This is a genomic window from Pseudomonas sp., assembly GCF_017744435.1.
Lineage (GTDB): Bacteria > Pseudomonadota > Gammaproteobacteria > Pseudomonadales > Pseudomonadaceae > Aquipseudomonas.
Genome location: NZ_JAGIBG010000049.1, coordinates 1 through 23,852 on the forward strand (window position 1 = coordinate 1; position 23,852 = coordinate 23,852).

Sequence of the window (23,852 nt, forward strand, 5' to 3'; positions counted from 1 at the left end):
AGAACGTGCTGGGGCGCCGGTCCGACGTCCTGCAAAGCAAAGCCCTGCGCTAGCCTGCACCGGCCTCTTCGCGGGCTTGCCCGCTCCCACAGGATCACCACAGGTCCTGAGATTTGTGCGGTACCTGTGGGAGCGGGCAAGCCCGCGAAGAGGCCGGTGCAGGCTAGCGCAGGGCTTTGCTTTGCAGGACGTCGGACCGGCGCCCCAGCACGTTCTCGCTGATCTGCACGAACTCTTCGGTGCTCACGCTGGGCAGGCGCATCAGCGCCCGGGTCACATCATCCAGCGAGCGCTTGGCCTGGGTATGGATGCGGATTTCCTTGTCCAGCGCTTGCAACACCATCACCCCACGGGCCACCTGTGCCGGGCTGGCATGCTCGGCACGCAGCTGGGTGACCTTGCCACCCAGCTTCTGCAGGCGTGCCTGCCACACCTCGTAGCGGTCGTCGCTGATGCCGCCAGCACGGCGCAACAGCTCGGTGGCGTAGTACTCGGTCAGGCCCTGGCCCAGCCAGTCGCTGTTGTCGCGCACACGAATCTGCGCAAACAGCTGCACCAGCTCGCGCAGCAGCGGGCTGCTGCCATTCTCGCTGACCATCGGCCGGCTGCTGTGCAGGTAGATCGAACCGTCGGCAGCCATCGCCCCGCGCCACATGCCATCACGGGCCCCCACCAGCAGCAACTTGGCCGGGTTGCGCGGGAACACCGCCTGCAATTGCGGCCAGACGAAGGTCAGCAAGGTCAGGCTGTCCATCCGCCGCATGCCCTGCCCTACTGGCGCGGCCACGGTCACGTCGGTCTCACCCAGACGGGCGCGGCGGCTGCCAAGGTCACCTGCGAGCATCCAGCCGGTCGGGCGATCGAACAGGCGGGACACGTTGTCGATACGGAACTTGTCCTTGCCGATGCGTGGCCAGGACGTTTCGATGCTCTTCCAGCCTTCAGGCAAATCGACCGTCAGGCGTGCCACCAGCTCGGTGCCGTCCTGCTGGTCGAGACGCGCAGGCGGCACCAGCTGATCACCCAGGAACAGCGCCCAATGCGGGGTGATGCGCGAGGAGTAGGCGCCGCTGCGCAGTTTCTGGTCCAGCTTCACCCGGTAGCTGAGGCTGGTCTTGCCCGTCGCCGGGTGCCACACGCCGCGCTCGCCCTGCTGCTGCCACTGGCCGTCGGCCTGGAAGCCACTATAGGTGTCGGCCTTGCCCAGGTCGAAATCCAGGCTGCGCACGGCACTGCCTTCGGCCAAGGTCAGGCGCACTTCGGCCTGGCCATTGGCAGGCAGCAGGCGCACCTGGTAATCGAGGTCGACTTTTTTCGCCCAGGCCGGCGAACACGCCACAAGCCCGAGGAGCAACAACCACTGGCAACGCATACCGAAACTCCTTGTTCCTCAGAGGCGACGGGGGCGCCGTTCAGCTGGCGCGGAAAATCAGGTGGTCTTCCCAGTCGTCTTCGTCCACATCATGTTCACTGAGCATACGCCCCGATTGCGAGATGCGCTGTTCATGCACCTGATTGCGGTCACCGCACACCAGGTGGTGCCACTCGGGCAGGTCCTTGCCCTCGCTGACCAGGCGGTAACCACAGGTGCTCGGCAGCCATTTGAACTGGTCGGCCTTGCCCGGGGTGAGCTGGATGCAATCGGGCACATGGGCGAAGCGGTTGGGGTAGTCGCTGCACTGGCAGGTATCGCGGTCGAGCAGCTTGCAGGCGATGCGCGTGTAATAGACGCTGTTGTCGTCTTCATCCTCGAGTTTTTGCAAACAGCACAGGCCGCAGCCGTCACACAGCGACTCCCACTCTTGCGGGCTGAGTTGTTCGAGGGTCTTGCGCCGCCAGAACGGCGCGCTGTCAGCGATCATCACACGGGTTTCCTGCAGTCATCTTGGTGGCCGCGGTGCGCGGCGGCGCCAGTCTAGAGCCTGGCCTTCGGCAACGCCAGACCGCTTGTCAGTGCCAGGCGGACGCAGTAGCGTGCGTGCTTTGCCATCCCCTTGCAGGAGCAACCATGAGCGCCACCCCCCGCATTGCCGATTACGCCATCAACGAGCAGTTCATCAACCGCTGGTCACCACGCGCCTTCACCGCCGAACCGATCAGCGAAGAGACCCTGCTGAGCTTCCTCGAAGCGGCACGCTGGGCGCCGTCGGCCTACAACTCGCAGCCTTGGCGCTTCCTGTATGCACGCCGCGACACGCCGAGCTGGGAGCGTTACCTGAGCCTGCTGGTACCGTTCAACCGCAGCTGGGCGCAGCAGGCCTCGGCGCTGGTGCTGATCATTTCCAAGACCACCTTCGCGGCACCTGGCACCACCGAAGAAAAGCCGGCGCTGTGGCACACCTTCGACACCGGTTCCGCCTGGGGCCACCTGGCGCTGCAGGCCAGCATCAGCGGCTGGCACACCCACGGCATGGCCGGGTTCGACCAGGCACTGGCACGCCAGGAGCTGAAGATTCCGCAAGGTTATGAGCTGCATGCCATGGTGGCAATCGGCAAGCTGGGCGACAAGGCCAGCCTGGACGAGGCGCTGCAGGCGCGTGAAGTGCCGAGCCCGCGTCGGCCGTTGAGCGAGCTGGCGGCTGAGGGTGATTTCAGCCTGTAAGGCTTGTATGGCCTGTACCGGCCTCTTCGCGGGTAAACCCGCTCCCACAGGGATAGTGCACAGCCTGAGGGCGGCGCCGTACCTGTGGGAGCGGGCGAGCCCGCGAAGAGGCCGGAGCAGGCTTAAGAGATCAGTAACCCCGGGCGAAGTCGACTTCGCCACGCAACCCCTGCCCCTCTGCATACGCCCGCACATTCTCGGCAAACAACCGCACCATGGCCGCCGGCGAGGTGGGCGCCGAGCTGTGCCCGGTCAGCAACAAGCCCCAGGCGGTCCAGAACGGATGCCGCTGCGGCAGCGGCTCCTGCCGGCACACGTCGATCACTGCCCCGGCCAGGTGCCCTTCCTTCAACGCCTCGACCAGGTCGCCATCGACCACCGCCGCGCCGCGCCCGGCGTTGATGAACAGCGCCGTGGGCTGGAAGCACTGGAACAGCGCCGCGTCATACAGGTCATGGGTAGCCGGCGTGTCCGGCAGCAGGTTGAGCACGTAGTCCACCTGCCCGACCATGCGCGGCAAATCCGCCAGCCCCGCGACCTCGATGAACGGCGCCTGTTCGCGGGCGCTGCTGGCGATGCCATAAAGGCTCACGCCAAACGGCACGAGGAACTCCGCCACCCGCTGACCGATATCGCCGGTACCGACGATCAGCACCTTGCGCCCTTCCAGGGTACGCCCCGGGCGGTCATCCCAACGTCGCTCGACCTGGCTGACCAGGCGCGACAGCACTTCGCGCTCGTGGCCGAGCATGTAGGTCAGCATGTACTCGGCCATCACCTGGCCGAAGATGCCCACGGCGCGGGTCAGGCGGTAATCACGTGGCAGGCCCTCGGCCAGCAACGGCGTGATGCCCGCCCAAGTCGACTGCATCCACTGCGGCTTGTGCCCCTGGCGCAGCAGGCTCGCCAGCAAATCCGGCTGGCCCAGCCAGACCGGGCACTGCGGTGCCTGGCGGGCCAGTTCGGCGGAGTCGCTGCTGGTCAGGATTTCCAGCTGCGGCGCTGCCTCGCGCAATAGCTCGGCGTATCGAGCATGATCATGCTCAGCGATCAGTACACGCATGATCAGACCGGGTCGTTACGGCGCAGCAGCTCTTCGGGCAAGTGCTCGATGTACTCGTCCTCGGCCGGTGGCATCTGCAGGTGATAACCCTGGGTCTCGAGGTTTTCCAGCACCTTGGTGATGTCCTCGCGGGCCAGTTGGCGCTCAGGGGTCAACACCAGGTCGAAGGCATGCACCGGCTTGCCAAAGAAGGGCAGCAGCGCCTCTGGCACCCGCTCCAGGCCTTCGGCCTTGAGCACGTAGAGGTACATTTCGTTCTTGCGTGGGCTCTTGTAGATCGAGCAGATACGTTTCATTGCTTGTCTCCGGCGCCTGCGAGGTCGTCGAGCAGGGCCTGGCCCATCCGCTCACGGCGCCAGCCGCGCAGCGAATCGGGCAGTTGGTAGGGGCCGTTGGGATAGCCGCTCTTGAGCAGGGCTTCCAGGGCTTTCTTGCGCAGCATCAGCTCGGGGGCGATCCCCAGCCGCTCGCCTTCGGCCTGGCCGATGGCGCGCAGGCGCTTGAGGATACCGGCGGCTTCGATCGGCAGCGGCTCAGGCAGCGGCTCAGGCCACTGTTCGGGCGGCAGGCTGCCGGCGCGCTTGATCAGCTGGAGCAGGAAGGCGCCGTCCTGGCGAATGGTGCGCGGGTGCATTTCTTCGATCTTGGCCAAGGCCGACAGGTTGTCCGGCTGGCTCTTGGCCATGGGCCACAGCGAGTGTTCCTTGAGGATGCGGTTGCGCGGCACGTCGCGGCTGCGTGCTTCGCGCTCGCGCCAGGCGCACAATTCGCGCAGCACCGCCAGCTGCTGGCGGCCCAGCTTCCAGGCGAGCTTGACGTCGCGATAGAGGATCTCGGGTTCGACCTCACGGCGCAGGGCGGCCACCAGCTCGGCACCGTCGTCCAGCACCCAGGCATATTTGTCGCCTGACAGGCGCGGCTGCAGGGCAGCGAACAGTTCGGCCAGGTGCACGGCATCTTCGGCGGCGTAGCTGACCTGGGTTTCCGACAGCGGGCGCTGCAGCCAGTCAGAGCGGGTTTCACCCTTGGGCAGCTCGATGCCCAGCACTTCCTGCACCAGGCGCGAATAGCCCATGGAGAAGCCCAGGTTCAGGTAACCGGCGGCCAACTGGGTGTCGAACAACGGTTGCGGCAGCTTGCCGGTCAGGCGCAGCAGCACTTCGAGGTCTTCGCTGCAGGCGTGCAGCACCTTGACCACGCTGCTGTCGTCGAGCAGTTCGCCCAGCGGCTGCCAGTCGCCGATCAGCAGCGGGTCGATGAGGAAAGCCCGCTGCCCGTCACCGACCTGCACCAGGCCGGCTTTCGGGTAGAAGGTGTCGACCCGCATGAACTCGGTGTCGAGCGCCACGAAGGGCAGTTCGCGCCACTTGCGGCAGTGTTCGGCCAGGGTCTGGTCGTCACGGATCCAGTGAATTTCGATGGCCACAAGGCTCTCCCACAAACATTGGCGCGCAGTATATACGGCGCGGGCCCTGCTGGTGAAACCTGCGCCATCCCTGGATTAGATGAACGGCCTCAGCGCTGGGCGGCCAACCACGGCCGGCAGCTGGCAAACATGTCCAGCGACTGCTGGTAGACCTCGGTGTGCACCTGCAGCAGGCCCAGCATCGAGTGGAACAGGTTGTCCTGCGACAGCGGTGCATCGCTCAGCTTGGCCAGGCAGTCGGTGTCGATACCGAAGTCTTCCTTGTAGCTGTCGGAGAACCAGGTCAGCAAAGGCACGTGCTTCTGTTGTTCCGGGGCAATGGCATATGGGGTGCCGTGCAGGAACAGGTTGTATTCGCCCAGCGACTCGCCATGGTCGGACAGGTAGATCATCGCGGTGTCGACCTTGTCCTGCTTGCTGCGCAGGGTATTGATCAGCGAGGACAGCACCTTGTCAGTGTAGGCCAGGGTGTTGTCGTAGCCGTTGATGATCTCCTGCTCGCTGCACTGGTCCAGCGCATTGCTCTGGCACACCGGGCTGAAGCGCTCGCCGTCTTTGGGGTAGCGCTTGAAGTACTCGGGGCCGTGGCTGCCCATCTGGTGCAGCACCAGCACGGTGTCCTTGTCGAGGTTGTCGATCAGCTCGCCCAGGCCCTGCAGCAGGATTTCGTCATGGCATTCGCCGCTGGCGCACAGCTGCGGGTCCTTGAGGTTGCTGACGTCGATGAACTGCACGCGGTCGCAGGTGCCTTTGCAACCCGACTGGTTGTCGCGCCACTGCACGGCCAGGCCGGCACGCTGGAGGATGTCCAGCAGCCCTTCGCGGTTCTTCGCCACACGGGCGTCGTATTCCTTGCGCTTCATGCCGGAGAACATGCACGGCACCGAGACAGCGGTTTCGGTACCGCAGGAATGCACATCGGAGAAACTCACCAGGCCTTGCTCCTTGGCAAGGTTCGGCGTCGTATCGCGGTCATAGCCCAGCACGCCGAAGTGATCGGCCCGCGCACTTTCACCGACCACCAGCACGGTCAGCGATTTGCGCTCGTGTTTCTGCCAGGCGGCATCGCGCTTGGCATCTTCGCCATAATTCTGGAACGGACGCGCAGCGGTACCGACGCGCTCGTTGACATAACCGATGGTCGCGCCGACGACATTGCTCGGGGTGAGCATCAGGCGCAATTCGTGGTGGTTGCGAAACAGCGACGACAGCCCTTGATAGTTGACCAGGGCCACCGAGCCCAGCGCCACCACGCAGGCCCCGCTGACCACCAGCTTGCCCAGCAGCTCGCGGTGCCAAGGGCGGTAGGCGATCTGCGCTTTCCACAGCAGTACCGACGGCAATACGCCGAGCAACAGAATGTACGCCGCGAACTTCAACGACATCAGGTCGCGCACTTCCGAAACATTGGTCTCGGCCATGTTACGGAACATGCCGGCATCAATAAGCACGCCATACTGGTTCATGAAGTAAGCGGCACCCGCCCCACTCACGAACAGCACGATCAATAGCGGCTTGAATACAAAACGGAAGGCGAACAGCGTCAATACCAGGTTGAACGCGAACAACATCAGCACGGCGAACGCCAGGCTCAGCCAAAGCCCCGATACCCCGGCGGGCACCACCTCTTGCAGGTGCTTCCAGAGGAACATGTTGAGACCGACCAGCAGGTAAACGCTGGCCAACAGCGTGACCCATTCAGTCCGCAGGGATTTGAAGTTGAGCATCGGCATTCGCAATCAAGAGTGGTTATCAACCCCCCAGGCCAGAAGGCACCGTGGGAAAGTCGGGCGAACTCTAGAAAGCGCACCATCAATTTTTCGTGAAAAAGACGGTAACAAATTCGTAAGCCGATGCATTTTTTTACATTAAATTAACTTCATTCAGCATTTGTTCAGCCGTGCAGACGCGCCTTGGCATAGGGTTCGCGGTCGATGTCGAGCACTTCGACGCACAGCTGGATGTCCACGCCGGCCTGGGCCGGGATGGCTTCGCGCAACACTTCGAGCAAACCGTTCGACAACTGCTGCTTCACCTCGGGTGAACGCCCGCTGAGGATGGCCAGGCGCACATGGGCGAAGGCCCGCTCACCCGGCGCGGTGCCGACCCGGTACTGCCTGAAGGCCTCGGCCCGGCTCTTGATGTCGGCCTCGTCGGCGAACTGGCCACTGCCGACCAGGGCGTGGTTCAGGCGCAGCAACAGCACATCGACGTTGAGCTCGCGCAGGTTGTCGCTGTATTCCAGGTTCAGGTGAGGCATGGCGCAGGTTCCAGGCACGGGAAAGGATGCGACAGCCTACCCCAGTCCCCCACCTGCGCAAAGGCGGCTATCCTCAAAGGTCAGGACCTTACCGACAACCTGACAGAGGTGAAGAAATGCCAGTTCCGCATGATCTGCTCGCTGACCTGCACGTTACCGCTGACGCATTCCAGGCGCTCATAGACAAGGACCAGGACCTTCACAAGCTGCACAAGGAATACAATACCAAGGACAAGGAGGTGCTGGCCGCCGAGGCCAATGGCACCAACGACGAGACAGTCAACCGCCTGCGCAAGGAAAGGTTGCTGCTCAAGGACAAGATCGAACGGATCATTCATCCGCCGAAGTCCTGAGCGTTCTCTATTGAATCCACCGGCCTCTTCGCGGCTAAAGCCGCTCCCACAGGGACAGCGCATAATCTGAGGGCTGCGCTGTACTTGTGGAAGCGGCTTTAGCCGCGAAGAGGCCGGTAGCCCTCACACAGCCGCTGAAGCCTTCAAGGCGCCATCGAGGTCTTCGATCAGGTCGCGGTAATCCTCGATCCCCACCGACAACCGCAGCAGGTTCTCGCTGATCCCCATCTCGCCCTTCTGCGCCGGGCTCAACGAGTTGTGCGACATGCTCCAGGAGTGGTTGATCATGCTCTCCACCCCACCCAGCGAGTCGGCCAGCACGAAGATCTGCAGGGCCTCGACCAGCCGATTGAGCGCCGCCCGGTCAGCGCCCTTGATCTTCATCGCCACCACCGCTCCGCCAGCGCGCATCTGCCGCTTGCACAGGTCGTGCTGCGGGTGGCTTTCCAGCCCTGGGTAGAACACCTGTTCGACCTGCGGATGGCCTTCGAGGAAGCGCGCCACCTGCAGCGCATTGGCGCACTGGCGCTCCATGCGCACATCCAGGGTCTTCAGCCCGCGCAGGGCCAGGTAGCAGTCGAACGGCCCCTGGATCGCGCCTACCGCCATGCTGATCTTGCGCAGCCGCGCCAGCAGTTGGTCATTGGCTGCAACCACCACGCCCCCGGTGAGGTCGGAATGGCCACCGATATACTTGCTCGCCGAGTGCATCACCAGGTCTACGCCGAGGGTGATCGGGCGCTGGTTCCACGGCGAGCAGAAGGTGTTGTCGATGCAGGTGAGGATGCCGCGGGCACGGGCCAGGTCGCACACCGCCTTGATGTCCACCAGGTGCAGCAACGGGTTGGTCGGTGATTCGATCCAGATCAGTTGGGTCTCTGGCCTGATCGCTGCCGCCACCGCCTCGACGTCATTGAGGTCGACATAGGTGGTGGTCAGGCCCGAAGTACGTCCGCGGTAGTCTTCGAGGATGCGGAAGGTGCCGCCGTAAACGCCATTCATCACCACCACGTGGGCGTCCTTGGGCAGCAACTCCAGCACCGTGGCGGTGGCATTCACACCCGATGCACAGGCCACCGCACCGACGCCCTCCTCCAGCGCGGCAACACAGCTTTCGTAGGCATGCCGGGTCGGATTGCCGACACGGCTGTAAGCGTATTCGGGGTTATCGTCGAGGCTGCGCTTGATGTAGGAACTGGCGGTGTAGATGGGCGGGAAGATGGCGTTGTCGGCAACGCTGAACTGCTCGCCGGCGTGAATAGTACGGGTGGCGAAATTACGCGGCTTGTCGGACATGGTCGGGCCCATTGGCAGGATTCAAGCCTGTAACTATGGCAACAACCCGGCGCGGCGGCAATGCCGGACCGATGCAGGAAATTTTCCTAACCCTAGGGTAATCTGGGGAAAATTTTTCTCGATGGTTTCGCCCTGCCATGGACAGTTTCGACCAACACATCCTCACCCTGCTGCAGCGCGACGCCTCGATCTCGCTCAAGGACCTGGCCGAAGCGGTCAACCTGTCGACCACGCCGTGCTGGAAGCGGGTCAAGCGCCTGGAAGAGGAAGGCTACATCCTTGGCCGTGTCGCCCTGCTCGACCCCGAGCGGCTGGGGCTGGGGCTGACCGTGTTCGTCCAACTCAAGACCCAGCGCCACGACAGCGCCTGGCTGGAGCAGTTCGCGGCGACGGTGAAAGGGTTCGAGGAGGTGATGGAGTTCTACCGCATGTCCGGGGACTGGGACTACATGCTGCGAGTGGTGGTGGGCGACATCGCGGCGTATGACCGCTTCTACAAGAAGCTGATCAACAGCACCGACGGGCTGTCGAACATCACCTCCAGTTTTGCAATGGAGCAGATGAAATACACCACGGCCTTGCCGGTGCATCGACTTTGAATCGGCGCTGGATTCTTCGCGGGCACGCCCGCTCCCACAGGGACGCCACAGATTTCAAGAACTGTGGGGGCCCTGTGGGAGCGGGCGTGCCCGCGAAGAGGCCGGCCCAGGCAACCCATCAATCCGAAGCGAGCACCGCCTCGATCCGGTTTCCGGCCTTGGCTTTCTCCAGCTTGATCGCGATGAACTTGGACGTCGGCGTGTACGTCCCCTCGCCATAACTCTCCAGCGGCACCAGCGGGTTGGTCTCCGGGTAATACGCCGCCGCCTGGCCATCCGGAATGTCGTAGGGCACCAGGCGGAAGCCCGACACCCGCCGCTCGACGCCATCCTCCCACAGCGACACCAGGTCCACCTGCTCGCCCGGCTCGAAGCCCAGGCGGCGGATGTCCGCTTCGCTGACGAACACCACCTCGCGCAGGCCGAACACCCCGCGATAACGGTCATCGAGCCCGTACAGCGTGGTGTTGTACTGGTCGTGCGAACGCATGGTCTGCAGGATCAGGTCCGGCTTGTCGCCCCGCGCCAGCACCTTGGCATTGACCAGTTCCTCCGGCAGCGCGTGGGGCATGAAGCGTGCCTTGCCGGTGGCCGTGCGGAAGTTTCGATCCGCCGCGTTGTTGCCCAGATGGAAGCCACCCGGGTGCTGCAGGCGCTCGTTGAAATTGGTGAAGCCCGGGATCACGTCGGCGATCATGCTGCGAATGCGGTTGTAGTCGGCGACCGCGTATTCCCAGTCGATCGGCTGGTTGCCCAAGGTGGCCTTGGCCATGCCGGCGATGATCCACGGCTCCGACCGCATGTGCGCCGAACGCGGGCGCAGCTGGCCGTTGGAGATATGCACCATGCTGAAGGTGTCTTCCACCGTCACGCCTTGCGGCCCCTCGGCCTGCATGTCGATCTCGGTACGGCCCAGGCACGGCAGGATAAGCGCATCGCGCCCGGTGACCAGGTGCGAGCGGTTGAGCTTGGTGGAAATCTGCACAGTCAGCGCGCAGTTGCGCAGCGCCGCGTGGGTACGCGGGGTATCCGGCGTGGCTTGGGCGAAATTGCCGCCCAGGGCGACGAATACCTTGGCCTGCCCCTCTTCCATGGCCTTGATCGCCAGCACCGCGTTGTGCCCGTGGGCACGCGGCACGCGGAACTTGAAGCGTTTTTCGATGGCATCGAGCAGCGCTGCCTTGGGCTTCTCGTCGATGCCCATGGTGCGGTCGCCCTGCACATTGCTGTGGCCGCGTACCGGCGACAGGCCGGCACCCGGTTTGCCGACGTTGCCCCGCAGCAGCTGCAGGTTGACGATTTCCTGCACGGTCGGTACCGAATGGCGATGCTGGGTGACGCCCATCGCCCAGCACATGATCACTCGCTCGGCCTTGCGGTACATGCGCGCAGCCAGTTCGATCTCGGCCAGGGTCAGGCCCGATTGCTTGACGATGTGCTCCCAGGAGGTGGCATCCACCGCCGCCAGGTAGTCATCGAGGCCACTGGTATGCTCGGCGATGAAGGCATGGTCGAACACCGCCGGTTCGCCCTTGGCCTGGGCTTCACGCTCCCACTGCAAGAGGAACTTGGCGATGCCGCGCATGGCCGCCATGTCGCCGCCCAGGGCCGGGCGGAAGTAGGCACTGGTGGTCGGCTCGGAGCCGTTGCTGAGCATCTCGAACGGGTGCTGCGGGTGCTGGAAGCGTTCCAGGCCACGCTCCTTGAGCGGGTTGAAGCACACCACCTGGGCACCGCGCTTGACCGCCTCGCGTAGCGGTTCGAGCATGCGCGGGTGGTTGGTGCCGGGGTTCTGGCCAATGACGAAGATCGCGTCGGCCAGTTCCAGATCGTGGAACACCACGGTGCCCTTGCCCACCCCGAGGGTTTCCGACATGCCGGCGCCGCTGGCTTCGTGGCACATGTTCGAGCAGTCAGGGAAGTTGTTGGTGCCGTAGGCACGAACGAACAGCTGGTAGAGGAACGCCGCCTCGTTGCTGGCCCGGCCCGAGGTATAGAACTCGGCCTGATCGGCCGAATCGAGCGCACGCAGGTGCTGGGCGATCAGCTCGAAGGCTTCTTGCCAGCTGGTTTCGACGTAGTGGTCGGTGGCCGCGTCGTAGCGCATCGGGTGGGTCAGGCGGCCTTGATACTCGAGCCAGTAGTCGGTCTGGTCGAGCAACGCGCTGACGCTGTACTTGGCAAAGAATGCCGGGTCCACCGAACGGCCGGTGGCTTCCCAGTTCACCGCCTTGGCGCCGTTTTCGCAGAACTTGACCATGTCGCCTTCCGGCGACTCGCCCCAGGCGCAGCCCGGGCAGTCGAAGCCACCGTTCTGGTTGGTCTTGAGCATGGCCCGCAGGTTCTTGAAGGCGTTCTCGCTGCCCAGCCAGCTCTTGGTCACGCTTTTCAGCGCGCCCCAGCCGGCGGCGGGGCCCTTGTAGTCCCTGATGTGTTGGTCCTGGCTCATGCGGTCAATCCTCACGCTTCGATGCTTTCTTCCAGCGTATGGACCCAGCGATAGAGCCGTCCAATCGATATGTCTTACCCCTTGATAAGCCATTTCGATCATGGGCTGGCACCGCGCCGCAGCTTTCGCGGGCACGCCCGCTCCCACAGGTACATCACCGCACTCGAAATCTGCGCAATCCCTGTGGGAGCGGGCGTGCCCGCGAAGGCCTCGACGCGGTTACAGCCCTTTAAAAATGGGGCCTGCAGCCGTGATAGAGGACATTGATCAAGCAGTCAGGGAAAGCGATTTGACGGGGCTGGCCACAGGCGATAGCTTGGATCCTGTAGCCCCCCATTTCCTTTCGAGCGCCAACGTGGAACAGAACAGCCGGGCCCTGATCGACGGCTTCAACCGGAAAATCGACTACCTGCGGATGTCGGTCACAGACCGCTGCGACTTCCGTTGCGTGTACTGCATGGCCGAAGACATGCAATTCCTGCCGCGCCAGCAGATCCTCAGCCTCGAAGAACTGTTTCAGGTGGCCGAGCGTTTCGTCGCCCTCGGCACCCGCAAGATCCGCCTCACCGGTGGCGAGCCGCTGGTACGCCAGGGCATCGTCGACCTGTGCGGGCGCATTGCCGCCCTGCCCGGCCTGCGTGAACTGTGCATGACCAGCAACGGCTCGCAGCTCGGGCGCCTGGCCCAGCCGCTGTTCGACGCCGGTGTCACGCGCCTGAACATCAGCCTCGACAGCCTCGATGCCGAGCGTTTCAAGCAGCTGACCCGCACCGGCGATCTCCACCAGGTGATCGCCGGCATCGACGCCGCACGCCAGGCCGGTTTCCAGCGCACCAAGCTCAACTGCGTGGTGCTCAAGGGCCGCAACGACCACGAGCTGGTCGACCTGGTGCGCTTTGCCATCGACCGCGAGCTGGACATCACCTTCATCGAAGAGATGCCGCTGGGGGTGATCAACGAACATGAGCGCGGCGAGTCGTTCTGCTCCAGCGATGAAGTGCGCGAGCGCCTGGCCGAGCACTTCACCCTGATCGAATCCACCGAATCCTCCCAGGGCCCGGCGCGCTACTGGCGCCTGGCCGAAGCCGCGCGCACCCGCGTCGGCTTCATCTCGCCGCACAGCCACAACTTCTGCGCCACCTGCAACCGCGTGCGCCTGACCGTCGAAGGCCGCCTGCTGCTGTGCCTGGGCAACGAACACTCGATGGACCTCAAGCAGGTGCTGCGTGCCCACCCCGGCGATGCCGCACGGCTGGACAAGGCCATCCGCGACTCGCTGCACCTCAAGCCCTATCGCCATCACTTCGAGGTCGGTGGCGAGGTGCAGATCCTGCGTTTCATGAACATGACCGGCGGCTGATCGGCCGCCTCTGGATTTCCATGATCGTCCACCCCCGCCCCGATGTACTGCGTGTGCTGTTTACCCTCAAGGGTTCGATCGTCAAGCGTATTGCCCTGCGCTGCCTGATGGTGACCTTGCTGGCTGCGCTGATCGTGCTGGTCGAGCGGCACTTTCCGGCGTTCTTCTACCCGGTCAGCGCCACGCCGTTCACCTTGCTTGGCCTGTCGCTGTCGATCTTCATGAGCTTTCGCAACAACGCCTGCTACGACCGTTGGTGGGAGGGGCGCAAGGCCTGGGGCAAGCTGATCATCGAAACCCGCTCGTTCATCCGCGAAAGCCAGGTGATCACCGACCCGACACTGCGCGCCGAGTTGCTGCGCAGCCTGTGCGGGTTTGCCCATGGCCTGAATGCACGGTTGCGCAACGAAAACGAAGTGAACGCCACACGCCCGTGGCTGAACGCAGCAGCCCCGGTGGCTGAGTACAACGTGTGCGATGGCATCCTGCGCGACGTTGGCAGCCACTGCTCGCGGCTGGCAGAGCAAGGGCAGATCAGCGAATGGCGCTATACCCTGCTTGAACAACGCCTGGCCGGGCTGACCGAGGTGCAGGCTACCTGCGAGCGGATCAAGGGTTCGCCGCTACCGTTCCCCTATACCTTGCTGCTGCACCGGACCATCTACATCTTCTGCCTGCTGTTGCCGTTCGCCCTGGCCGAGCCGCTGGGCTGGCTGGCACCGCTGTTCACCACCATCGTCGGCTACACCTTCTTCGGCCTGGATGCGATTGGCAACGAACTGGAGGACCCATTCGGGCGGGATGAGAACGACCTTCCGATGGATGCCATGGTCAGGACCGTGGAGCGGGATGTGCTGGGGGCTTTGGGAGTCGAGCCGCTGCCGCCGGTGTTGCTGCCGGTGGACTATGTACTGAGCTGATGGCCTCTTCGCGGGCACGCCCGCTCCCACAGGTAAGGCGTGATCCCTGTGGGAGCGGGCGTGCCCGCGAAGAGGCCGGGGCAGGCTAACCGCGACTCTCGCAGGCTTCGATAGGCTTCAAATGCTTCACGAAATTACAGGGCCGATGCCGCGCATCCAGCTGCTCCACCAGAATGCCTTCCCAGGCAGTACGGCAAGCGCCGGTCGAGCCGGGCAGGCAGCACACCAGGGTGCCGTTGGAAATCCCCGCCAGCGCCCTGCTCTGCACCGTCGAGCTGCCGATATCGAGAATGGACAAGGCGCGGAACAGTTCGCCAAAGCCATCGACGCTCCGATCCAGCAGGCACTGCACCGCCTCCGGCGTGCTGTCACGCCCGGTAAAGCCGGTGCCACCGGTGATCAGCACCACCTGCACATCGTCATCGGCGATCCAGGTCGCCACCTGGGCGCGGATCTTGTACAGGTCGTCCTTGAGCAACGCCCGCGCCACCAGGCGATGGCCGACCTCCACCGAGCGGCTGGCCAGCAGCTCGCCAGAGGTGTCGTTGTCGTAGGTACGGGTATCGCTGACGGTCAGCACGGCGATGTTCAGCGGTACGAAGACCGCATCGGGTTGGACGCGCACGGTGAAGCTCCTTGAATGGCATTGTCGTCACGCTAGAGGCAAGCCCGGCAAGCGTCCAATCGAAATGGCGAACCGGCCGATCAATGACATCTATCGCAGACGTGGGTTAAGGTCTGCACAACCAGACGCCAGGCACTTCCATGGATATCAAGCAGCTCAAGTTCCTCATCGCCCTCGACCAGACCCGCCACTTCGGCCAGGCCGCGGCGCTGTGCCATATCACCCAGCCGACCCTGTCCATGCGCCTGCGCAACCTGGAGGACGAACTGGACCTGGTGCTGGTCAAGCGCGGCCAGCGTTTCGAGGGTTTCACCGAGGCGGGCGAGCGCATCCTGGCCTGGGCCCGCACCCTGCTCGCCGCCCATGACGGCCTGCAGGCCGAGGCCGCCAGTTGCCGTGGCCAGGTGGTCGGCAGCCTGCGCCTGGGCACCGTGCCGCTGGCCAGCTTCAACCCCATGCACCTGCTGCTGCCGCTGCGCGAGAAGTACCCCGAGCTGCAGTTCCAGCTCAGCTCGCACAGCACCGAGCAGATCATGGACGGCCTGAGCCGCAACCAGCTCGACCTGGGCATCTGCTACCTCGACCAGGTCAACGCCAACTTCTTCGAAGTGATCGAACTGGGCACCACCACCATGGGCCTGTTGTTCGACACCCAGCACTTCCAGTTCGACACCGACAGCCTGCGCTGGGAAGAGCTCGGCGACATTCCCCTGGGCCTGCTGAGCAAGGGTATGCACTACCGCCAGTCACTGGACCTGAGCTTCCGCAGCCGCGGCCTCGAGCCCAATGCCGTGCTGGAAAGCGACTCGACCTTCCAGCTGGTGCAGGCCATCAACACCGGCGTGTGCTGCGCGATCATGCCGCTGGGCTGCGGCCTGGAAGACCTCAGCGAACACATGCGCATCATCCCCATCGCCGACGCCAGCATCCACAGCCCGGTCGGCCTGCTGCTGCGCCGCAGCGAGCCACGCTCGGCGATTGCCGAGCAGTGCTTCGACGAAGCCAAGCGGTTGTTTCAACCGGCCTGATCTGCCGTCGCCTGGCGGTACTGGCGGGGGGTGAAACCCGTCAGTTGCTTGAACTGGCGGCTGAACGCGCTGTGGTCGGTGTAGCCGCAGCGCAGTGCCACTTCGGTGATCGGCAAATCGGAATGCAGCAGCCGGTGGGCGTGCTCCAGGCGTGCCTTGTGGATCATCTGCCGCGGGGTGAGGTGAAACACCCGCTTGCAGTAGCGCTCCAGCTGCGCCACGGAAATCCCGGCGATACGGGTCAGCTCCTGCATGCTGATCGGCTGGTGGAAGTGCCTGCGGATGTGTTCGTCCACAGCGGCCAGGCGCTGGTAGGCGGGGTGGGTGTCGGCGGCTGACTGCAGGTCGACGGAGATGCCCACCAGGCCGATGATCTCGCCCGCCGGATTGCGCAGCGGGCGCTTGTGGGTCAGGCACCAGCCCGGTTCACGGCTGCCGTACAGGTGCAGTTCGAGCTGGTCTTCCAGCACCAGCCCATCCTTGAGTACGCGGCGATCCTGCTCGGTGTAGCCGGGGCCCAGTTGCGCCGGGAACACCTCGGCGCTGGTCTTGCCCAGCAGCGGCTGCAGGCGCTTGAGGCCACAGCGCTGGACCAGGGTGGTGTTGGCCAGCACATAGCGGGCGGCCGGGTCCTTGATGAAGATCGCGGCGTTGGGGATGGCGTCGAGGATCGGCAGCAGCAGCGACACACCGGCCAGCAGGGCCTCGAGGGTGGCCGGGCGGTGCTGGTCGAAGGACTGGTACAGGGTTGCCAGGGGGGTGTCGGTCATCTTCAGGTTCTCTGCCAGCTGTACCGGCCCTTTCGCGGGCAAGCCCGCTCCCACAGGTACACCACAGCTTTCGAATCTTGCGCCATACCTGTGGGAGCGGGCTTGCCCGCGAAAGGGCCATCAATACCCATGAATCTCCAAAGCCTTATGCATCAAGGCCTGCAGCCTACCCACCCAACTTGCATACCCGCCACTCTTTTCTGCATCTGTGCCGATTTCGTCATCCCGCCTGCAGAAAACCATCAAGAACCCCCGCCCCGTTCGGGTCCACTCTATGCCCCACGCAAGCCGCCCAAGACCTACAAGAGCGCGGCCGTAAAAAGCCGCAACACGTGACATCAGACCTGCCTATCCAAAACCTACAAAAAGGCGCACCCATGTCAGGCAAATTCAAGAAACAGCTGTCATTGCTCGACCTCACCTTCATCGGCCTCGGCGCCATCTTCGGCTCCGGTTGGCTGTTCGCCGCCAGCCACGTCTCGGCCATCGCCGGCCCGGCCGGTATCCTCTCCTGGTTCCTCGGCGGGTTCGCCGTGTTGCTGCTGGGCATCGTCTACTGCGAACTCGGTGCCGCCCTGCCGCGTGCCGGTGGCGTGGTGCGCTACCCGGTGTACTCCCACGGCCCGCTGCTCGGCTACCTGATGGGCTTCATCACTCTGATCGCCTTCTCCAGCCTGATCGCCATCGAAGTGGTCGCCTCGCGCCAGTACGCCGCAGCCTGGTTCCCCGGGCTGACCAAGGCCGGCTCCAGCGACCCGACGGTGCTCGGCTGGCTGGTGCAGTTCGCCTTGCTGGGGCTGTTCTTCTTCCTCAACTACCGCAGCGTGAAGACCTTCGCCAAGGCCAACAACCTGGTCAGCGTGTTCAAGTTCATCGTACCGCTGCTGGTGATCGGCGTGCTGTTCACCTTCTTCAAGCCTGAGAACTTCGAAGTCCAGGGCTTCGCCCCGTTCGGCCTGTCCGGCGTGGAAATGGCGGTGTCGGCCGGTGGCATCATCTTCGCCTACCTGGGCCTGACGCCGATCATCTCGGTGGCCAGCGAAGTGAAGAACCCCCAGCGCACCATACCGATCGCGCTGATCCTCTCGGTGCTGTTGTCCACCGCGATCTACGCCCTGCTGCAACTGGCCTTCCTCGGTAGCATACCGACCGAAATGCTCACCAACGGCTGGGCCGCGGTGACCAAGGAACTGGCCCTGCCCTACCGTGACATCGCCCTGGCCCTGGGTGTGGGTTGGCTGGCCTACCTGGTGGTGGCCGATGCGGTGATCTCACCCAGCGGCTGCGGCAACATCTACATGAACGCCACCCCGCGCGTGGTCTACGGCTGGGCACAGACCGGCACCTTCTTCAAGTACTTCACCCGCATCGACGCCGAGTCCGGCATCCCGCGCCCGGCGCTGTGGCTGACCTTCGGCCTGTCGGTGTTCTGGACCCTGCCGTTCCCTTCCTGGGAAGCGCTGATCAACGTGGTGTCCGCCGCCCTGGTGCTGAGCTACGCCGTGGCCCCGGTCACCGTCGCCGCCCTGCGCCGCAATGCGCCAGACATGCCACGCCCGTTCCGGGTCAAGGGCATGGGCGTGCTCGGCCCGCTGTCGTTCATCATCGCCGCGCTGATCGTCTACTGGTCGGGCTGGAGCACCGTGTCCTGGCTGCTGGCCCTGCAGATCGTGATGTTCGTGCTGTACCTGCTGTGCGGCCGTTTCGTCCCGACCCAACACCTGTCGCTGGCCCAGCAAGTGCGCTCGTCGGCCTGGCTGATCGGCTTCTACGCCGTGACCATCCTGCTGTCCTGGCTGGGCAGCTTCGGCGGCCTGGGCGTGCTCAGCCACCCGTTCGACACCCTGGCCGTGGCCGCCTGCGCCCTGGGCATCTACTACTGGGGCGCGGCCACCGGCGTGCCGGCTCACCTGGTGCGCCTGGAAGGCGAGGATGAAAGCGAAGCCTCGGCTGAAACCTACAGCGTGCGCCCCGCCGTCGCCTCCTGATCCTCTTAGCAATGGACAAGCCCATGAAACAGATTCACGTCATCGACTCGCATACCGGCGGCGAACCAACCCGCTTGGTAATGAAAGGCTTCCCGCCGCTGCAGGGGCGCAGCATGGCCGAGCAGCGCGACGAACTGCGCGAGCTGCACGATCAATGGCGCCGTGCCTGCCTGCTGGAGCCACGCGGCAACGATGTGCTGGTCGGCGCGCTGTACTGCCCACCGGTATCGGCCGACGCCACCTGCGGGGTGATCTTCTTCAACAACGCCGGCTACCTGAACATGTGCGGCCACGGCACCATCGGCCTGGTTGCCTCGCTGCAGCACCTGGGCCTGATCGAGCCCGGCGTGCACAAGATCGACACCCCGGTCGGCCAGGTCAGCGCCACCCTGCATGAAGACGGCGCCATCACCGTCGGCAACGTGCCGTCCTACCGCTATCGCCAGCAGGTGGCGGTGGATGTGCCCGGGCATGGCGTGGTGCGCGGCGACATCGCCTGGGGCGGCAACTGGTTCTTCCTGGTCTCCGACCACGGCCAGCGCATCGAACTGGACAACCGCGAAGCCCTCACCGACTACACCTGGGCCATGCTCAAAGCCCTCGAAGCCCAGGGCATCACTGGCGAGCACGGTGCGCCGATCGACCATGTCGAACTGTTCGCCGACGACGCCCATGCCGACAGCCGCAACTTCGTCATGTGCCCGGGCAAGGCCTACGACCGCTCGCCCTGCGGCACCGGCACCAGCGCCAAGCTGGCCTGCCTGGCCGCCGACGGCAAGCTCGAAGAAGGCCAGACCTGGGTCCAGGCCAGCATCACCGGCAGCCAGTTCCACGGCAGCTACCAGCGCGACGGCGAGCGCATTCGCCCGTTCATCACCGGCCGCGCCTACATGACCGCCGACAGCACCCTGCTGATCGACGAACAGGATCCCTTCGCCTGGGGCATCTGAACCCGGCTTTTTAAACCACTGAATATCGCCAGGAGTGACAACAATGACTGACAACATCTTCACCGGCACCATGCCTGCCCTGATGACCCCGTGCACCGCCGCGCGCAAACCGGACTTCGACGCCCTGGTGCGCAAAGGCCGCGAGCTGATCGAAGCCGGCATGAGCGCCGTGGTCTACTGCGGTTCGATGGGCGACTGGCCGCTGCTGACCGAAGCCGAACGCCAGGAAGGCGTGGCCCGCCTGGTGGCCGCCGGCATTCCGACCATCGTCGGCACCGGTGCGGTGAACACCCGTGAAGCCGTGTCCCATGCTGCCCACGCGGCCAAGGTCGGTGCCGCAGGCCTTATGGTCATCCCTCGCGTGCTCAGCCGCGGTGCTTCGCTGATTGCCCAGAAACACCACTTTTCGGCCATTCTCGCCGCCGCGCCGAAGCTGCCGGCGGTGATCTACAACAGCCCCTACTACGGCTTCGCCACCCGCGCCGACCTGTTCTTCGAACTGCGTCGCGAATTCCCCAACCTGATCGGTTTCAAGGAGTTCGGCGGTGGTGCCGACCTGCGCTACGCCGCCGAGCACATCACCTCGAAGGATGACGACGTGACCTTGATGGTCGGCGTCGACACCCAGGTGGTGCATGGCTTCGTCAACTGCGCCGCCACCGGTGCCATCACCGGTATCGGCAACGCCCTGCCGCGTGAAGTGCTGCAGCTGGTGAGCCTGAGCAAGCAGGCCGCCAAGGGTGACGCCAAGGCCCGCCGCCTGGCACGTGAACTGGAAGCGGCGCTGGCGGTGCTGTCGTCGTTCGATGAAGGCTGCGACCTGGTGCTGTACTACAAGCACCTGATGGTGCTCAACGGCGACAGCGAGTACAGCCTGCACTTCAACGAAACCGATGTGCTGACCGATGCCCAGCGCAACTATGCCGAGCAGCAGTACGCGCTGTTCCGCAAGTGGTACGCCAGCTGGTCGGCCGAGCAGAACCTGGCCTGAGGGCATACACATTCCCTGTGGGAGCGGGCTTGCCCCGCGAAGCAGACACCGCGGTGCATGGCACCGGCTTCGCCGGTGTTCGCGGGACAAGCCCGCTCCCACAGGGATCGCCTCTGCTTGAAGCTTTTCATTCCTGAATTCAAAGGACGCCCCATGACCCTGACAGGTAACCTGCTGATCGGCCAGCGCGCCGTACCCGGCAGCCGCGACGCGATCCGCGCCATCGACCCGGCCACCAACCAGGCCCTCGAGCCCGCCTACGCCGGCGGCACCGGCGAACACGTGGCCCAGGCCTGCGCACTGGCCTGGGCGGCGTTCGACGCCTACCGCGAAACCTCGCTGGAACAGCGCGCCCATTTCCTCGAAACCATCGCCAGCGAAATCGAAGCGCTGGGCGATGCACTGATCGACCGCGCCGTGGCCGAAAGCGGCCTGCCCAAGGCGCGCATCCAGGGCGAGCGTGGCCGCACCTGCACGCAACTGCGCACCTTTGCCCGGGTGGTGCGCAGCGGCGAATGGCTCGATGTGCGGGTCGACAACGCCCTGCCCGAACGCCAGCCGCTGCCGCGCGCCGACCTGCGTCAACGCCAGGTGGCCCTGGGACCAGTGGCGGTGTTCGGCGCCAGCAACTTCCCCCTGGCCTTCTCGGTAGCCGGCGGCGACACCGCATCGGCACTGGCCGCCGGCTGCCCGGTGGTGGTCAAGGCCCACGCCGCGCACCCCGGCACCAGTGAACTGGTCGGCCAGGCCGTGGCCCGCGCGGTCAAACACTGCGGCCTGCCGGAAGGCGTGTTCTCGTTGCTGTATGGCGCCGGCCGTGAAGTGGGCATCGCCCTGGTCAGCGACCCGCGCATCAAGGCGGTCGGCTTCACCGGTTCGCGCAGCGGTGGCATTGCCCTGTGCCAGGCGGCCCAGGCCCGCCCGGAGCCGATTCCGGTGTACGCCGAAATGAGCTCGATCAACCCGGTGTTCCTCTTCGACGCCGCGTTGCAGGCCCGTGGCGCAGCACTGGCGCAAGGCTTCGTCGCCTCGCTGACCCAGGGCGCCGGGCAGTTCTGCACCAACCCGGGCCTGGTGATCGCCCGCCAGGGGCCGGCGCTGCAGCGCTTCATCGAGGCGGCCAGCGGGCATGTGCGTCAGGCCGCAGCGCAAACGATGCTCACCCCAGGCATTTCCAGCGCCTACACGGCTGGCGTCGGCGCCCTGGCCAACAACGCCAACGCTAAGGTTGCCGCCAGCGGCCAGGCGCAGCAAGGGCCGAACCAATGCCAGGCACAGCTGTTCGTGACTCAGGCCGAAGCGTTTCTCAGCGACCCGGCGTTGCAGGCTGAAGTGTTCGGCGCCGCTTCGCTGGTGGTGGCCTGCACCAGCGACGAGCAGGTCCGCCAGGTGGCCGAGCACCTTGAAGGCCAGCTGACCGCGACGCTGCAACTGGACGATGCCGACATCGACAGCGCCCGCGCCCTGCTGCCGACCCTGGAACGCAAGGCCGGGCGCATTCTGGTCAACGGCTGGCCGACCGGTGTCGAGGTGTGCGATGCGATGGTCCACGGCGGGCCGTTCCCGGCCACCTCCGATGCCCGCACCACCTCGGTCGGCACGGCGGCGATCCTGCGCTTCCTGCGCCCGGTGTGCTACCAGGACTTCCCCGATGCCCTGCTGCCGCAGGCGCTCCAGCACGGCAACCCGCTGCAGCTGCGGCGCTTGCTCGACGGTAAACGGGAAGCCTGAGCATGGTCGACACCCCTGAAACCGAGATCGCCGTGGTTGGCGCCGGCATCGTCGGCGTGGCCTGCGCCCTGCAACTGGCCCGCCAGGGCCGTCGGGTGCTGCTGCTCGATCACCAGGCGCCCGGCCAGGGCGCCTCCTACGGCAACGCCGGGCACCTGGCCACCGAGCAGGTGTTCCCGATCGCCGACCTGTCGATCCTCAAGCGCTTGCCGCGCATGCTGCTCGACCCGATGGGGCCGTTGCGCCTGGACTGGAAGTACCTGCCCAAGGCCATGCCGTGGTTCACCCGGCTGCTGCTCAACCTGCGCCCGGCGCCATTCCAGCGCAGCGTGGCCGGTATCCGGGCGCTGAACGAAGGCAGCCTGGGCGCCTGGCAGCGCTTGCTGGGCTCGATCGGGCGCAGCGAGCTGTTCAAGGAAGATGGCTCTCTGCTGGTGTTCGAACGGCCTGAGTCGCGTCAGGCGTTGCACGCCTTGCAGGCGCGCATGCAGCAACAGGACGTGGCGGTGGATTTCTGGTCGGCCGAGCGCGTGCGCGAGGCCGCACCGCAGTTGAATCCTGCGCTGTTGGGCGGTTTGTTCTTCCCGCGCACCGGGCACTTCATCGACCCTTACCAGGTGGTCTGCGCGCTGTTCGAAGCGGCCAAGGCCAGCGGTGTGCGTTTCGTCCAGGCGCGGGTTGCGGGCGGGCAACTGCACGGCGACGGGGTCAGCCTGGCCAGTGACCTGGGGACGTTCAAGGCGCGCCAGGTGCTGCTCAGTTGCGGCGCACATTCTGCGCAATTGACGGCAGCGCTGACCGGCAAGCGTGTACCGCTGGACACCGAGCGGGGTTATCACCTGATGCTGCCGCAGGAGCAGCAGCGCCTGCCGTTCGCGGTCACCTCGCTGGAGCGCAAGTTCATCATGACGCCCATGGCTGGCGGGCTGCGCCTGGCCGGCACGGTAGAGTTCGCCGGCCTCGATGCGCCGCCCAGCATGCAGCGGGCGTGGCAGTTGCACCGGTTGAGCAAAGGCTTGTTCCGGCAGGACCTGAGCGTTGAAGGCGCGACGCCATGGATGGGCTTCAGGCCATCGTTGCCGGACTCGTTGCCGGTGATCGACCGGGTGTGTGATGGGCGGGTGCTGCTGGCGTTCGGGCACCAGCATCTGGGGTTGACCCAGGCAGCGGTGACGGCGGAATGGGTGGGGCATCTGGCTGCGCAGGCCAGCGCCCCCGACCTGGGGGCCTACCGGCTGGATCGCTTCTGACTGCTCCCACCGGAAAACCACTAGCTTTCAGGCCTACGCGATCCCCCTGTGGGAGCCGCGCTTGCCGGCGATGGGCCGCGAAGCGGCCCCACGATTTCAAGGTTGTTGCATAAATTGCCGGGGCCGCTTCGCGGCCCATCGCCGGCAAGCGCGGCTCCCACAGGGGGATCGCGTAGGCCTGAAAGCTAGTG

At 65.0% G+C, this 23,852-nt stretch carries 22 protein-coding genes; 11 read left to right on the forward strand and 11 right to left on the reverse strand.

From position 1 onward, the window contains the following. Positions 1-163: 163 nt before the first annotated feature. Together J7573_RS24425 and J7573_RS24430 are read right to left on the reverse strand one after the other, a co-directional pair. Positions 164-1,372 (reverse strand): hypothetical protein, encoded by a 1,209-nt coding sequence (locus tag J7573_RS24425; protein WP_159411672.1) that lies wholly within the window; start codon positions 1,370-1,372, stop codon positions 164-166. 40 nt (positions 1,373-1,412) lie between these two features. Next, positions 1,413-1,862, reverse strand: a complete 450-nt coding sequence (locus tag J7573_RS24430; protein ID WP_294340966.1) for a YcgN family cysteine cluster protein — start codon at positions 1,860-1,862, stop codon at positions 1,413-1,415. A 146-nt stretch (positions 1,863-2,008) separates the two neighbouring features. Between J7573_RS24430 and J7573_RS24435 the strand changes: the two genes are divergently transcribed. Further along, positions 2,009-2,602, forward strand: a complete 594-nt coding sequence (locus J7573_RS24435; protein WP_294340967.1) for a nitroreductase family protein — start codon at positions 2,009-2,011, stop codon at positions 2,600-2,602. Between the two features lie 130 nt (positions 2,603-2,732). Here the strand turns inward: J7573_RS24435 and J7573_RS24440 are convergent, their stop codons facing one another. The 5 genes from J7573_RS24440 to J7573_RS24460 form a co-directional block, all read right to left on the reverse strand. Further along, on the reverse strand, positions 2,733-3,665 hold the full coding sequence (locus J7573_RS24440) for a D-2-hydroxyacid dehydrogenase (protein ID WP_294340968.1): 933 nt from the start codon (positions 3,663-3,665) through the stop codon (positions 2,733-2,735). 2 nt (positions 3,666-3,667) lie between these two features. Further along, positions 3,668-3,961: a YcgL domain-containing protein gene (locus J7573_RS24445; protein ID WP_294340969.1), complete on the reverse strand. Its 294-nt coding sequence runs from the start codon at positions 3,959-3,961 to the stop codon at positions 3,668-3,670. Beyond that, on the reverse strand, positions 3,958-5,091 hold the full coding sequence (gene rnd / locus J7573_RS24450; RefSeq protein ID WP_294340970.1) for a ribonuclease D: 1,134 nt from the start codon (positions 5,089-5,091) through the stop codon (positions 3,958-3,960). The genes J7573_RS24445 and rnd overlap by 4 nt, the downstream gene beginning before the upstream one ends. A gap of 89 nt (positions 5,092-5,180) precedes the next feature. Beyond that, complete coding sequence (locus J7573_RS24455) at positions 5,181-6,818, reverse strand: phosphoethanolamine--lipid A transferase (protein WP_294340971.1); 1,638 nt, start codon at positions 6,816-6,818, stop codon at positions 5,181-5,183. A gap of 167 nt (positions 6,819-6,985) precedes the next feature. Next, on the reverse strand, positions 6,986-7,351 hold the full coding sequence (locus tag J7573_RS24460; protein WP_294340972.1) for a 5-carboxymethyl-2-hydroxymuconate Delta-isomerase: 366 nt from the start codon (positions 7,349-7,351) through the stop codon (positions 6,986-6,988). Between the two features lie 116 nt (positions 7,352-7,467). Here J7573_RS24460 and J7573_RS24465 point away from each other — a divergent pair, with 116 nt between their 5' ends. Then, positions 7,468-7,704: a YdcH family protein gene (locus J7573_RS24465; RefSeq protein WP_294340974.1), complete on the forward strand. Its 237-nt coding sequence runs from the start codon at positions 7,468-7,470 to the stop codon at positions 7,702-7,704. A 123-nt stretch (positions 7,705-7,827) separates the two neighbouring features. Here J7573_RS24465 and J7573_RS24470 read toward each other — a convergent pair whose 3' ends face one another. Further along, positions 7,828-9,012 carry a PLP-dependent aspartate aminotransferase family protein gene (locus J7573_RS24470; RefSeq protein ID WP_294340975.1) on the reverse strand — a complete coding sequence of 395 codons (1,185 nt, stop codon included), beginning with the start codon at positions 9,010-9,012 and terminating at the stop codon, positions 7,828-7,830. Positions 9,013-9,137: 125 nt separating this feature from the next. On the opposite strand from J7573_RS24470, the gene J7573_RS24475 reads away from it, so the two are divergent. Continuing rightward, positions 9,138-9,599, forward strand: coding sequence for an Lrp/AsnC family transcriptional regulator (locus J7573_RS24475; RefSeq protein WP_294340976.1), 462 nt, complete (start codon positions 9,138-9,140; stop codon positions 9,597-9,599). 118 nt (positions 9,600-9,717) lie between these two features. On the opposite strand, the gene J7573_RS24480 is transcribed toward J7573_RS24475, so the two are convergent. Further along, positions 9,718-12,048 (reverse strand): FdhF/YdeP family oxidoreductase, encoded by a 2,331-nt coding sequence (locus J7573_RS24480; protein WP_294340977.1) that lies wholly within the window; start codon positions 12,046-12,048, stop codon positions 9,718-9,720. 355 nt (positions 12,049-12,403) lie between these two features. On the opposite strand from J7573_RS24480, the gene moaA reads away from it, so the two are divergent. Together moaA and J7573_RS24490 are read left to right on the forward strand one after the other, a co-directional pair. Further along, positions 12,404-13,408 carry a GTP 3',8-cyclase MoaA gene (gene moaA, locus J7573_RS24485; protein WP_294340978.1) on the forward strand — a complete coding sequence of 335 codons (1,005 nt, stop codon included), beginning with the start codon at positions 12,404-12,406 and terminating at the stop codon, positions 13,406-13,408. Positions 13,409-13,428: 20 nt separating this feature from the next. Then, on the forward strand, positions 13,429-14,328 hold the full coding sequence (locus J7573_RS24490; RefSeq protein ID WP_294340979.1) for a bestrophin family protein: 900 nt from the start codon (positions 13,429-13,431) through the stop codon (positions 14,326-14,328). Positions 14,329-14,413: 85 nt separating this feature from the next. Here the strand turns inward: J7573_RS24490 and moaB are convergent, their stop codons facing one another. Then, the gene (moaB, locus tag J7573_RS24495) at positions 14,414-14,953 is read right to left on the reverse strand and encodes a molybdenum cofactor biosynthesis protein B (RefSeq protein WP_294340980.1); all 540 of its coding nucleotides are present in this window, start codon (positions 14,951-14,953) and stop codon (positions 14,414-14,416) included. Positions 14,954-15,093: 140 nt separating this feature from the next. Between moaB and J7573_RS24500 the strand changes: the two genes are divergently transcribed. Continuing rightward, on the forward strand, positions 15,094-15,981 hold the full coding sequence (locus J7573_RS24500; RefSeq protein ID WP_294340981.1) for a LysR family transcriptional regulator: 888 nt from the start codon (positions 15,094-15,096) through the stop codon (positions 15,979-15,981). On the opposite strand, the gene J7573_RS24505 is transcribed toward J7573_RS24500, so the two are convergent. Then, positions 15,969-16,751: an AraC family transcriptional regulator gene (locus J7573_RS24505; protein ID WP_294340982.1), complete on the reverse strand. Its 783-nt coding sequence runs from the start codon at positions 16,749-16,751 to the stop codon at positions 15,969-15,971. The genes J7573_RS24500 and J7573_RS24505 overlap by 13 nt on opposite strands. Positions 16,752-17,128: 377 nt before the next feature. Here J7573_RS24505 and J7573_RS24510 point away from each other — a divergent pair, with 377 nt between their 5' ends. From J7573_RS24510 to J7573_RS24530, 5 genes are all read left to right on the forward strand, one after another. Further along, positions 17,129-18,739 carry an APC family permease gene (locus tag J7573_RS24510; RefSeq protein ID WP_294340983.1) on the forward strand — a complete coding sequence of 537 codons (1,611 nt, stop codon included), beginning with the start codon at positions 17,129-17,131 and terminating at the stop codon, positions 18,737-18,739. 23 nt (positions 18,740-18,762) lie between these two features. Continuing rightward, positions 18,763-19,689 (forward strand): 4-hydroxyproline epimerase, encoded by a 927-nt coding sequence (locus tag J7573_RS24515; RefSeq protein ID WP_294340984.1) that lies wholly within the window; start codon positions 18,763-18,765, stop codon positions 19,687-19,689. Between the two features lie 43 nt (positions 19,690-19,732). Beyond that, positions 19,733-20,680 carry a dihydrodipicolinate synthase family protein gene (locus tag J7573_RS24520; RefSeq protein WP_294340985.1) on the forward strand — a complete coding sequence of 316 codons (948 nt, stop codon included), beginning with the start codon at positions 19,733-19,735 and terminating at the stop codon, positions 20,678-20,680. Positions 20,681-20,833: 153 nt separating this feature from the next. Then, entirely contained in the window at positions 20,834-22,411 is a 1,578-nt protein-coding gene (locus tag J7573_RS24525) for an aldehyde dehydrogenase (NADP(+)) (protein WP_294340986.1), read from the forward strand. Positions 22,412-22,413: 2 nt separating this feature from the next. Continuing rightward, complete coding sequence (locus J7573_RS24530; RefSeq protein ID WP_294340987.1) at positions 22,414-23,661, forward strand: FAD-dependent oxidoreductase; 1,248 nt, start codon at positions 22,414-22,416, stop codon at positions 23,659-23,661. Positions 23,662-23,852: the final 191 nt, after the last annotated feature.